The sequence below is a fragment of the Bacteroides xylanisolvens XB1A genome, from assembly GCF_000210075.1.
GTDB lineage: Bacteria > Bacteroidota > Bacteroidia > Bacteroidales > Bacteroidaceae > Bacteroides > Bacteroides xylanisolvens.
Map to the genome: position 1 here is coordinate 4,713,196 of NC_021017.1, position 13,354 is coordinate 4,726,549.

At 42.3% G+C, this 13,354-nt stretch carries 8 protein-coding genes; 5 read left to right on the top strand and 3 right to left on the bottom strand.

Annotated elements, in window-relative coordinates:
• On the bottom strand, window positions 1–4,062 hold the full coding sequence (locus BXY_RS18110) for a hybrid sensor histidine kinase/response regulator transcription factor (protein WP_004312470.1): 4,062 nt from the start codon (window positions 4,060–4,062) through the stop codon (window positions 1–3).
• A 208-nt stretch (window positions 4,063–4,270) separates the two neighbouring features.
• Complete coding sequence (locus tag BXY_RS18115) at window positions 4,271–5,641, bottom strand: TrpB-like pyridoxal phosphate-dependent enzyme (RefSeq protein WP_015532604.1); 1,371 nt, start codon at window positions 5,639–5,641, stop codon at window positions 4,271–4,273.
• 132 nt (window positions 5,642–5,773) lie between these two features.
• Between BXY_RS18115 and BXY_RS18120 the strand changes: the two genes are divergently transcribed.
• Together BXY_RS18120 and BXY_RS18125 are read left to right on the top strand one after the other, a co-directional pair.
• A complete protein-coding gene (locus BXY_RS18120) occupies window positions 5,774–7,603 on the top strand; it encodes a TrkH family potassium uptake protein (RefSeq protein WP_008021450.1) in 1,830 nt (609 codons plus the stop codon).
• Window positions 7,604–7,607: 4 nt separating this feature from the next.
• Window positions 7,608–8,294 carry a potassium channel family protein gene (locus tag BXY_RS18125; RefSeq protein ID WP_008770828.1) on the top strand — a complete coding sequence of 229 codons (687 nt, stop codon included), beginning with the start codon at window positions 7,608–7,610 and terminating at the stop codon, window positions 8,292–8,294.
• A 132-nt stretch (window positions 8,295–8,426) separates the two neighbouring features.
• Here BXY_RS18125 and galB read toward each other — a convergent pair whose 3' ends face one another.
• Window positions 8,427–10,874, bottom strand: coding sequence for a beta-galactosidase GalB (galB, locus tag BXY_RS18130; RefSeq protein WP_015532605.1), 2,448 nt, complete (start codon window positions 10,872–10,874; stop codon window positions 8,427–8,429).
• A 241-nt stretch (window positions 10,875–11,115) separates the two neighbouring features.
• On the opposite strand from galB, the gene BXY_RS18135 reads away from it, so the two are divergent.
• The 3 genes from BXY_RS18135 to BXY_RS18145 all read left to right on the top strand — a co-directional run.
• Complete coding sequence (locus tag BXY_RS18135; protein ID WP_004316589.1) at window positions 11,116–11,667, top strand: DUF4738 domain-containing protein; 552 nt, start codon at window positions 11,116–11,118, stop codon at window positions 11,665–11,667.
• Window positions 11,668–11,790: 123 nt separating this feature from the next.
• A complete protein-coding gene (locus BXY_RS18140) occupies window positions 11,791–12,987 on the top strand; it encodes a heparin lyase I family protein (RefSeq protein WP_008021459.1) in 1,197 nt (398 codons plus the stop codon).
• A gap of 186 nt (window positions 12,988–13,173) precedes the next feature.
• Window positions 13,174–13,354 (top strand): phage integrase SAM-like domain-containing protein (locus BXY_RS18145; protein WP_316927963.1); only part of this gene is annotated, 181 nt, incomplete at its 3' end.

The window sequence follows — 13,354 nt, forward strand, 5'->3', positions numbered from 1 at the left end:
TTATCCCTTTGCCTTCTTAATATACTCTGTAGGCAAACATCCGAAATACTTTTTGAAACTCGTAGCAAAGTAAGACGGCGTATTAAATCCTACCATTGTGCTGACTTCTGCTATTGTATAACGGCCATCCTTCAGTAGTTTTGCCGCTTCATTGAAACGAATCTTGCGTATAAAGTCGATAGTCGATTCACCTGTGATGGCTTTCAATTTGAGGTGCAGATTAGAACGGCTCATATTCATTTCTCTGGCGAACTCGTCGGTAGAGAATTCAATATTATCCATATTCTTTTCTACGATGGCTACGGCACGTTTCAATAAAGCTTCATCCATGGCGTTGAACGTAATCTTTTCCGGTTCCACTTCCAGAGATTTAGAATACCGTTCAAGCATACGCCTGCGGGTACGCATCATATTCTGTATTTTCGTAGTCAGGATAGCTAGCGAGAACGGTTTCGGGATATAATCATCCGCGCCCATTTGCAGACCTTCCATCTGATCTTTGGTTTCGCTTTTGGCAGACAGGATAATCACAGGAATGTGACAGGTACGGATATTCTGCTTCACATTCTTGCATAGCTTGATACCATCCATCACAGGCATCATGACATCAGTCACAATAATGTCCACTTCATTCTCTTTCAGCTTTTCCAGGGCTTCTTCACCATTTCCGGCTTCCAGTGTATTGAAAAGTTCGGCAAGTCCGCTACTTAGATAATGGCGGATTTCATTATTGTCTTCTACGATAAGAATCGTACCACGTTTCTTGTCACCAGTTTCGATCGTTTCGTTTTCTACTTTTTCCGTATCAATGAAATACATCTCTTTCGAGTTGGTAGAATAAACTTGGTCCTCCTCATTTTTAGCGTCATTAGAAGCTAATTCGGAAGATTTATAGATATTTATATCCTGTGGCAGATAAACAGAGAAAGTACTGCCTTTGCCTTCTTCACTGTCTAACTCAATACGTCCGTGATGCAGTTCCACCAAACGTTGTACCAGTGACAGCCCGATACCACTTCCTACGTGCTCACTCTCTATCTGATAGAAACGTTCGAATATTTTCCCCTGCTTGTTGATAGGAATACCAATACCGGTATCACTAACTTGCAGTACCAGCCAATTGTTTTCCTCTTTCAACGTAACAGTAATGCTTTGCCCGCTTTCTGTATATTTGAAAGCATTTGAAAGCAGGTTATTAACGATCAGTTCCAGATAATTCGGATCGAAAAGTTCCTCTTTTTCTTCCAGTTCGGAGTGGAGAGTATAAGTAATCTTCTTGTGGCGTGCCAGTTTATCGTAGAACAAGAAATTATCCTGTATCAGTTGATGCGCATTCTCTTTCTTTACTTTCAGCTCGAAAACTCCCAATTCGGCACGGCGATAATCCATCAACTGGTTGACAAGATGCAACAGACGATTGGCGTTGCGTTGGATATATTCCAGTTGGTTACGAGTCCAGCGATCACTAATCTTATTGATTATTTCTTGTAAAGGAGCTAAGATGAGAGTTAATGGCGTGCGAAGCTCGTGCGAAATATTGATGAAGAAACGCATCTTCATCTGGTTGATTTCTTCTTGATGCTCCTTGTCCCTGCGTTCAAGTTCCAGTTCCGCTTCCATACTCTTACGCATCCAGAAGAAGCGGAAGACGAAAGTGATAAACCCGATAAAAGTGGCGAGGAAAATCATGATTGCCCACCAGGTCTTGTACCAGATAGGGAGAACTATGATTTCCAACATTGTAGGTACAGTATTCCATTTTCCGTCACTATTGGCAGCTTTTACCAAAAAGTGATAAGTGCCTTGTGGTAGGTTGGAGTAGGAGACAGTACGTTTATCTGTCAGATAATACCACTCTTTGTCATATCCTTCCAGTTTATAAGCGAAAGTGTTATGTTGTCCGGAAATATAATTGGATACTACAAATTCAATCGTGAAAGCAGTTTGCCATGATTTCAGGGTGATACTTTCTGTCTCATTGATATTCTTAGTCAGGATACCGGTTTCATCATCCGGGCGAACTGTCTTGTTAAACAGTTGAAGTTTAGTGATAACTACCGGAGGCGTATAAGGGTTATCCAGCAACAGTTCCGGGCGGAAAGTAGTGATCCCGTTGATACCTCCGAAATACATCTGACCGCTCGAAGTGCGACAGAACGAAGAAGTATTAAACTGATTACTCTGTAATCCGTCGGATTCCGTAAAATTACGGAACCTCTCTGTTTCCGGATTGAAACAGGAAATACCACGATTGGTACTTACCCAAAGACGTCCGAAAGTATCTTCCAGAATACCATATACCACATTATTAGGCAAACCGTTAGCCGTAGTATATCGTTTGATTTTCTTTTCTTTCTCATTAAAACAGTAGAAGCCTTCACGCGTACCTACCCAAATGATACCGTTGGCAGCCTCGTAAATGCAATTGGTAAACGTCTTTGTTACAGATGATTCCGGCAGAATAGGCACCTTTTCTATCTCGATTCCTTCCTGCTGAAAGACAGATATACCTTCCTCACCCCCGACCCAAAGCCGTTTATGGGAATCTCTGAACAGGATTGTGATTCGTTGTGAAGTAAATGGAGTACCGTCCTTTTCCTTATCAATGGTGGTAAAACTCTTTTTTTCCGGGTTAAAACTAACCAGAGCACTTAATGTCCCCAATAAGAGATTTCCCCCTTTATCAGGAAGAATTGCATATACATTCTCATTCACCAACTGGCTGTTCAGCTGATTGAAACTTTCCATTTTTCCACTGTTTCGATGGAGAACAGTCAGTCCGCCGGCATGTGTTCCTATATATACAAGTGATTTTTGTTCATCTACATATACGGCTTTGATATTGTTGGAACCAATACCGATTTCCCGTTCGTCTTCCTGTAAGATATAGTGCGTAAACTGTTGTGTCTTTGTATTATACAGATTCAAACCACCATCATTCGTTCCTATCCATAAGTTCTTATCCTTATCTTCCGTAATGCAGCTGACTACGTTATCGCTTAGAGAATTCTTATAGGGAATACGCTGGATATTCTTGAATCTGTTGCGGATAGGATGGTAATAGTTCAATCCCCCGAAATAGGTTCCAAGCCACATACCTCCTTGCGAATCCATAAAGATACTGCGAACCGAACGTTGTGACAAACTGCCGTTTTCTACCGGACTGCTACTGTAGGAAACGAAAGAATCGCTTCCTTCATGATAAATGTTTAGATCATTGAACGTTCCTATCCATAAGCGATTTTGCGAATCCAGTGCCAGAGAGCGGATATAATTGGAACTGATACTTTTAGGATTGGAAGAAGAATGATGATAAGCCTTGACCTCTTTCGTTTTCGGATTGAGCAGAAGCAGACCGGCTCCTTCGGTAGCTACCCATATACGGGTAGGAGATTGCTGCAAAATGGCTTGAATCTGTTTTGTTTCCGTTATCGGAGTAATCTTTTCCAGTTTCTTTTGAGGAATGGAATAGCTGTAAAGCCCGTCGACCGGGGTACCGATATAGATAATATCCCCCTGTCTGTAAAGAGCTGAAGCTATAAGCTTGTGCATAGCGGTACTAAAAGAATCATCAACGAATCGTGATTCTTTAATATCGAACATAGTCAGACCTTCTTGTGTGCTTATAAGCAACTGTTCCGGTGAGATTTCTGCAATACCATTGATTTGTTGCCGTTTGCCTTTTTTCTCGTAGAAGAAATTTCTGAATTTGTCTTTTTCTTCGTCATAATATGACAAACCATCCCGCGTACCGATCCAGACACGTCCCTGACTGTCAGTTTTTACGATTCGTGAAATGTCATTAGCAATACTGTTCGGATCCTCTTCATTATGTTGATAAACTGTAAATGAATACCCGTCATACTTGTTTACTCCATCATAGGTCGCGAACCACATATTACCTCTTTGGTCCTGATCGATAGAAAATACGGTGCTTTGTGACAATCCTTCGTTAATAGAAATATAAGAGAAGTTAATTTGCTCCGGAACTTCAGAAAAAACGCAATTAACCCCTATACATAGAAAGAGTAGACAGATTGTTGTTTTTTTAAGGCTGTTCATTATTAGTTCATAAGATTAATAATGGCATCAAAGATAGCAAAATCTTTTATATGGAGGTATTCAATAGAGAGAAAGTAAATATAGGGAATGAAAAAATACCACCGATTATACAGATTAGCACGGATTTTTATATCGACAATCTTCGAATTACAATTAAATCTGTGTTAATCTGTGTAATCGGTGGTGAAACTTGAAACTGGTAGGTAATTTATTTAGCTAAATCTCCTATCTCGTCTAAATTCTTCTGAATATCTTCGTCATTCAATGTATAATTCACCAGATCACCGGCCAAATACTTATCATAAGAAGCCATATCGATCAGACCATGACCCGAAAGATTGAAAAGAATCACTTTCTCTTCTCCTGTCTCCTTACATTTGTTAGCTTCGCGGATAGCCGCCGCAATAGCGTGGCTGGATTCGGGAGCCGGAATAATACCTTCAGACTGCGCAAACAGACAACCGGCTTCGAAAGACTCCAATTGCTGTATATCTACCGCTTCCATCAGATTATCTTTGAGTAACTGTGAAACGATTACACCTGCGCCGTGATAACGAAGCCCACCAGCATGGATATGAGCAGGAGCAAAATTATGTCCCAAAGTAAACATAGGTAGCAACGGGGTATATCCGGCTTCATCACCGAAGTCATACTGGAACTTACCACGTGTCAGTTTCGGACAAGAAGCAGGTTCGGCAGCAACGAAACGAGTCTTTTTCCCTTCCTGTATGGTGTGGCGCATGAACGGGAAAGAGATACCTCCGAAGTTGGAACCACCTCCGAAACAACCGATCACGATATCCGGATATTCGCCTGCCATTTCCATTTGTTTTTCAGCTTCCAGTCCGATAATAGTCTGGTGGAGAGTCACGTGGCTAAGTACGGAACCGAGCGTATATTTACAGTTGGGAGTCATTTGTGCCAGTTCGATAGCTTCCGAAATAGCAGTTCCCAATGAACCTTGATAAGTGGGGTGTTTCGTCAGAATATCCTTACCGGCACGGGTAGACATAGATGGAGAAGGAGTGACCTGTGCTCCGAAAGTCTGCATGATGCTGCGGCGGTATGGTTTTTGTTCATAACTGATTTTTACCTGATAAACGGCAGCTTCCAGGCCGAAAACCTTGGCTGCGTAAGAAAGAGCGGCTCCCCATTGTCCGGCACCAGTTTCAGTGGTAATGTTGGTAACTCCTTCTTCTTTACAATAATAAGCTTGTGCCAATGCAGAGTTCAACTTATGCGAACCGATAGGGCTTACGCTTTCGTTCTTAAAATAGATATGAGCCGGAGTGCCGAGTGCTTTTTCCAAACCATAAGCACGAACCAGCGGAGTGCTGCGGTAGTACTTGTACATTTCACGCACTTCTTCCGGTATTTCTATCCATGCATCCGTCTGATTCAGCTCCTGATGACACAGTTCTTTTGCGAAAATCGGATATAAATCTTCTGCTTTTAGCGGTTGTTTGGTTCCCGGGTGCAACGGAGGCATAGGCTTGTTCACCATATCAGCCTGAATGTTGTACCAGTAATGTGGAATTTCTTTTTCCGGTAGAATATACCGTTTTCTTTTTTTACTCATAATATTGTAGTTTTTTAGTTTTCTGTTGCCAAAAGTAGTCAAATTTTTAATATTCAGAAAATTTTGTCAACAAAGAATCGTGTTTGATTGTTATTTTAGTTAAGTTTGCACGACCCCGTTAAAAAAGATGATATGAAGATTTATCATAAGTTTTTATTGTATCAGAATAAACTCCTAAAACCCTATGTACGTATTTTGTTAGGGCTGATAGAAGCACTCACTTATCTGGCATCTTTATCATTGATTGTCGGAGTAGTATATGAACATGGCTTTCCCTTGTCTATTGATGAAGTGGCGAATTTGCAGACATTGTATAAAACTGTCTGGATCATTTTTCTGATTGATGTCACTTTACATATCTCGCTGGAATACCGGAATACTAAAAAGCAATACCGGCGATTAGCCTGGATATTGAGTGGATTGTTATATCTCACGTTGGTACCTGTTATATTCCATCGTCCGGAAGAAGAAGGAGCTATTTTGCATATTTGGGAATTCTTACATGGGAAGTTTTATCATCTTTTGTTATTGTTAGTTCTTTCTTTCCTCAATCTGTCCAATGGGCTGGTGCGTCTGTTGGGACGGCGTACCAATCCGTCTTTGATATTGGCAGTCAGTTTTATGGCTATTATTCTGATTGGAGCAGGCTTGTTGATGCTTCCGCGCTGCACGGTAAATGGTATCACCTGGGTAGACTCTTTATTTACCGCTACCAGTGCCGTATGCGTTACAGGCCTGGTACCGGTAGACGTGTCTACTACATTCACCACTTCGGGATTAGTTGTCATTATCCTGTTGATTCAGATTGGCGGATTGGGAGTGATGACATTAACCAGTTTCTTCGCCATGTTCTTCATGGGGAATACTTCCATCTACAACCAGCTTGTTGTGCGTGATATGGTTAGTTCCAATTCATTAGGTTCTTTGCTGTCTACTTTATTATATATATTAGGCTTTACCTTAGTGATTGAAGGGATCGGTATGGTTTCGATTTGGTTTAGTATTCACGGAACGTTGGGAATGACCCTGGAAGGAGAGTTGGGTTTTGCTGCTTTCCATTCTATTTCAGCTTTTTGTAATGCGGGTTTTTCTACGCTTTCCGGCAATTTAGGAAATCCGATGGTGATGACTAACCACAATTGGCTGTTTATTACCGTTTCTCTATTGATTATATTTGGTGGTATCGGTTTCCCCATCCTTGTCAATTTCAAGGATATTGTATTGTATCACCTCCGTCGTTTCTGGAAATTGATTCGTACCCGCAAACTGGATCGGCATAAAATGCAGCACCTCTATAACCTGAATACGAAAATCGTGTTAATCATGACTTTTCTGCTTTTATTAATCGGCACATTGGCTATTGCTGCTTTTGAGTGGAATGGTTCTTTTGCCGGTATGCCTGTGGCAGATAAGTGGACACAAGCTTTCTTTAATGCCACTTGTCCGCGAACAGCCGGTTTCAGCAGTGTCGACCTGGCATCATTGAGCGTGCAGACATTGTTGGTTTATCTATTCCTGATGTGGGTGGGCGGTGGATCACAGTCCACGGCAGGTGGTGTGAAAGTGAATGCTTTTGCGGTCGTAGTTCTGAATCTTGTAGCCGTATTGCGTGGCACTGAACGAGTGGAAGTGTTCGGCAGGGAATTGTCTTACGATTCAATCCGGCGTTCCAATGCAACAGTAGTCATGTCATTGGGAGTCTTATTCATTTTTATTTTTACATTGAGCATACTCGAACCGGGTGTTTCCATTATGGCATTGACTTTCGAATGTGTCTCTGCGCTTAGTACCGTAGGTTCCAGTCTGAATCTGACCCCTCATTTGTGCGACGCAAGCAAACTATTGGTGTCTTTGTTGATGTTTATTGGTCGTGTGGGGTTAATAACATTGATGTTGGGAATCGTCAAACAGAAAAAGAATACAAAATACCGTTATCCAAGTGATAACATCATAATAAACTAAAGCTATGAAGTATATTATTATTGGTTTAGGAAATTACGGCCATGTGTTGGCGGAAGAACTGTCCGCCTTGGGACACGAAATTATAGGTGCGGATATAAGCGAAAGTCGTGTAGATTCCATCAAAGATAAGGTTGCTACAGCTTTTGTCATTGATGCTACTGACGAACAGTCATTATCAGTGTTGCCATTGAATAGTGTGGATATAGTTATTGTAGCGATTGGAGAGAATTTTGGTGCGTCGATACGAGTCGTTGCCCTGTTGAAGCAGAAAAAGGTTCCCCGTATTTTTGCCCGTGCTATTGATGCCGTACATAAAGCGGTGCTTGAAGCTTTTGATCTGGAACGAATCCTGACCCCGGAAGAAGATGCTGCCCGCAGCCTGGTACAACTGCTCGACTTCGGTACTAACATGGAAGGATTCCGCATCGATCAGGATTATTATGTTGTGAAGTTCACGGTTCCGGAGAAATTTGTAGGATATTTTGTGAATGAGTTAAACCTGGATGAAGAGTTTCATTTAAAAATGATAGGATTGAAACGGGCGAATAAGATCACCAACTGCCTGGGTATCTCTCTGACCGAGCTTCATGTGAAGAATGAATTACCGGGAAATGAGAAAGTGGAAGAAGGAGACGAATTGGTCTGCTACGGCAGGTATCGTGATTTTCAGGCCTTCTGGAAAGCTATTTAGCTAGAGTACTTATAACGTCGCTTTTATTGAGCACAAGTGAGCAAGTTTCAGAGATAGTTGTATGAAGAAACCCATCGGACTTCTTTTCAGTGAAGAAATCCGGTGGGTTTGTTATATGCTGAAGCGTATGCCTTATTTCGTCTGAATACGAATATTTCCGGCTTTCACTCCGTTTGCTTTTGCTGTAAACACAATCTCTCCGACAGTTTCACCGGCTTGCAGAATAGCTGTCAACATACCGTTGAAAGCATGCATTTTTGGAAGATGGAATTGTTCAAGGTTCGTCGGATCGCCATTGGCGGCAGCACGATATTTACCTGTTCCCTTTACCGAGAAATTTATCTGACGATTATCGGCTGGGCAGAGGTTACCGTCTTTGTCTACTACTTTAACAGTCACATAAGCCAGGTCTTTTCCATCTGCAGTCAGTTCGTTACGGTTGCTTACCAGTTCGATGTGATGAGGCTTTCCGGCAGTACGGACTACTTTTTCAGCTACCGCTTTTCCGTTTTTGTCGTAGGCTACTACTTTCACTTCCCCCGGTTCGTACTTTGTATCCATCCACATCAGACGATAGCGGTTCTTTAGCGAACTATTATTCTTGCTTTGTTTTCCATAACTTTTGCCATTGATAAACAATTCGGCAGTAGGATAATTAGTGTACACAAAAATGGGAGTCACTTCACCTTCACGTCCCGGCCAGGTCCAGTGAGGCAGGATATGTAAGGTTTCCGCTTCCTTGTTCCACACGCTACGGTAAAGATAATAGCGGTCTTTGGGTAAACTGGCAAGGTCGATGATACCAAACATTGAACTGTGGTTAGGCCATGAATCCGTATCGTATGGTGACGGTTCACCCAGATAATCAAATCCGGTCCATACGAACTGTCCGATGGTCCAATGATGATCGTCAGCTAATGCAAAGTCCTCGTCCGGAATATTCGACCAGGGACAAACCTCCACATCGTATGAAGAGCATTGATGATCTTCATATTTGGCCCCTTTCTTATCCTCCACCGGGAACTTGTACACGCCGCGTGAGCTGACAGTAGAAGCCGTTTCGCTTCCCAGAATCAGATTCTGCGGGAGTTGGTCGTATGACTCCTGATAGCGTTGCGTACGGTAATTAAGTCCCGGAATATCAATCATTGCTGCAAATCCGTTGGCAAGTACACAAGTCACCTGGTCCATTCCGCAAGTGACAGGACGGGTAGAATCTTCACGATGGCAGATATCCTGCAGGAACTTGGCCACTTTATAACCGACAGGACTGCATTGAGTCGGTACTTCGTTGCCGATACTCCACATAACGACGCAAGGGTTGTTCCGGTAATTATGAAGCATATTTATCATATCACGTTCCGCCCATTCATCGAAGTAGCGGTGATAACCATTTTCACATTTGGCGATATCCCATTCATCGAACGGTTCGATCATCATCATAAATCCCATTTCGTCACACAATGCAACGAGTTCGGGAGTCGGCATATTATGAGAAGTACGGATCGCGTCACATCCCATATCTTTCAATAGCGTAAGCTGATGACGCAGTGCTGCTACATTGATAGCGGCGCCCAACGGACCTAAATCGTGGTGATTGCATACACCCTGAAATTTGCGGTGCTCCCCGTTCAGGTAGAACCCTTTGTCGGCAATGTATTCAATGCTGCGGATACCGAAACGTGTGGTGTAAGTATCTACCAGTTTATCATCCGCATAAATTTTAGAGACAGCCTTGTAAAGCGACGGACTTTCCGGCGACCAGAGTTCGGGCGCGTTTACAATAAAATTTTGTTCAAAAGGTTGTCCGTGATTGATGCGGCTTGTATTCTCTTTCCGGGTAACAACTTTACCTTCCGGAGAAAGAATTTCCGTCTCTACACGGATGGCTGTTTTCTCACCGGCATTGTCTATCTTCGTTTGGAGACGTACGGCTGCAAAATCCTTGTTGACGTGAGGAGTTGTGATTTGCGTTCCCCATACAGGCACATGGATTTTGTCAGTCACAATCAGGTGTACATTGCGATACAGACCTGCTCCCGGATACCAGCGCGAAGATTGCGGACGGTTTTCCAAACGCACGGCAAGCGTATTGTTTTTACCGTTTTTATTCAATAAGGAAGTCACATTACAGTGAAAAGAATTGTAGCCGAAAGGCCAGAAACAAGCTTCTTTTCCGTTGATGTAGACACGCGCTTCACTCATGGCACCGTCAAAGAGTAGTGTCACTTCTTTGTCGGCAGGGGCGTCAAAACTGGTACGATACCATCCGGTACCTACATAAGGAAGACCGCCGGTACGTCCTGTCTTCAAGGAAGCTTTTTTCTCAAAGTTCTGTGTCACTGCCACATTCTGAAGATCATTGTTCATGTCGAATGGACCAAAAATCGCCCAGTCGTGTGGAATAACAACCGATTCCCATTTAGTGTCATTGAACTCCGGCTGACTGGCCTCTTTAAAATCTCCTTTACTGAATTTCCAGTTCTTCTCCAGCAGTGCCTCACTGCGTTGCGCTTGCATAGTGCAGGCGGCGGCCATCAAAAGTACAGCTAATAACTGTTTGGGGTGTTTCATGTTCATTTTTACTTTTCAGGTATAAAATATTTTGGATTCGGCGTAAAGTTATAAAAAAGGATTCAATAATCTTATCTCTTGAAAGCATTAAATGCACTGGCCGGTTTGCCACTGTTGTCAAGCCCCCCTTTGTGATAGCCTTTCCATTCCTTCTTTCCTTCAAATGTAGGAAAAATGTCGGTTACACTTGTAAATATCCCGCTCTTTTTGTTCCTTTGCCATCTATTTATAAACAGAAAACTTACGTATGAGAAAACTAATTTATTTGCTTTTGTTGCCGTTGGCGGTGGCTGTGACTGCATGTGGCGGTAAAAAAGGATCTTCAGATAATCAGTCGCTGCTGGCAAGAATAGACAGTATAGATGCTCACGGATTGCAGCGTATGCAGACGTCTAAGAGCGAAACTAACTTTAAATTCAAAGGAAAAGATTATCATTCCTTTGTTTCACGTACTCCGGACGAAAGTCTGCCTCATGTAACAAATGAGATGGGAGATACTTATGTCGATAATAAAATAGTGCTGCACCTGACACGCGGTAACGAAACGGTATTGAACAAGACATTTACCAAGAATGATTTTTCATCCGTAGTCGATGCAAAATTTCTCTCGAAATCTATATTGGAAGGAATTGTATACGACAAGACCACTCCGCAGGGCATTGTATATGCCGCAAGTGTTTGTTATCCGCAGACAGATTTGTATATGCCGCTTTCTATAACGATCACTGCTGATGGAAAAATGAGCATACAGAAAGTCGATATGCTTGAAGAAGATTTGAACGATGAAGCACCCAATTAAGCCTCCAGGCAGGTGTTGACAGCAAAATTACACAAATGTGAAAACATTTGAGACAAACGAAAGGCAACCGATGAGGTTGCCTTTCGTATTTTTGCACCGTCAACAAACTTAATATCGAATAGAATGAAGAAAAGCATTTTTATTATTTGCGTGCTGGCATCAGGATGCACGGCGATGGCTGAACAAGTCGAGAAACCCGGTCCGGCTATAGAAACACAGACTTTGGTGCCACTGACCGAGCGTGTAAATGTACAGGCAGATTCGGCATGTGTCAATCAGATTATAGATGGTTGCTGGGTAGCAGTCGGAGCTAAAAAAGCGCATGCCATTCAACGTGATTTCAACCTTATGTTCAACGGAAAACCTTCTTATCGTTTTGAACTGAAAGAAGATGATAACACATTATCCGGATATGCAGCGGGGGAAACAAAAGGGCGTGCGGAATTTTCTTATTGTTATGCAACTTCCGATGATTTCAAAGGCAAACCAGCCGATACATATAAGAAAGCACAAATAATGAAAACTGTATATCATCATGGAAAAGGTATTTGTCCGCAAGGTGCTTCCCGCGATTATGAGTTTTCGGTATATATCCCTTCTACATTAGGCAGTGATGTTTCCACCATTTTTGCTCAATGGCATGGAATGCCGGATCGTACTTTGGTACAGACTCCACAGGGTGAAGTGAAGAAACTGACAGCTGATGAGTTCATGGAACTGGACAAGACTACTATTTTTAAGAAAAACATGGGATACGAAAAGAAACCCAAGCTGGACAAGCAAGGTAATCCGGTGAAAGACAAACAAGGCAATCCCGTTTATCAAGCCGGAAAGGCTAACGGATGGCTGGTGGAACAAGGTGGCTATCCTCCATTGGCATTCGGATTTTCAGGCGGATGGTTTTACATCAAAGCAAATTCCGACCGTAAATGGCTGACTGATAAAGACGACCGTTGCAACGCAAATCCGGAAAAGACACCGGTTATGAAACCTGTGACATCTACATATAAAGCATCGACCATTGCTTACAAAATGCCTTTCGCCGATTTTCCGAAAGATTGTTGGATTACATTCCGTATTCATATCGATTGGACAGTCTATGGCAAAGAGGCGGAAACAATTGTAAAGCCGGGTATGCTCGATGTACAGATGGACTATCAGGAAAAAGGGAAAAAGGTTAATAAACACATTGTAGACAATGAGAAAATCATGATTGGACGTAACGACGATGATGGTTATTACTTTAAGTTCGGTATCTACCGCGTAGGTAATAGCACGAAGCCGGTATGTTACAATCTGGCAAACTATTCAGAGAGGTAATTAGTCAGAAGGTAGAAAGAGAGTGATATCCGGATGTCCGTTTAGTGGGCATCCGGATATTTTTTTATAGGTTAATAATCTGAAAAAATAATATCGCATTTGTCAAGTGTGCTTCAATTCTGCAAAAAGATTTGTTTTTTTGTTGCTTGCCAAATGGTATAATATATAAAATTATTAGTGATGCAAATGATGAACAAAAATGGATTTAACCGGTGTGCGGAATTCTACATCGGTCGTTTGCGGAAGGAGGGACGGTATTCTACGGCGCATGTCTACAAGAATGCCCTCTTTTCTTTCAGCAAATTTTGCGGCACGTCTAATGTGTCGTTCAGACAGATCACCCGTGAACGTTTACGACGTTACGGCC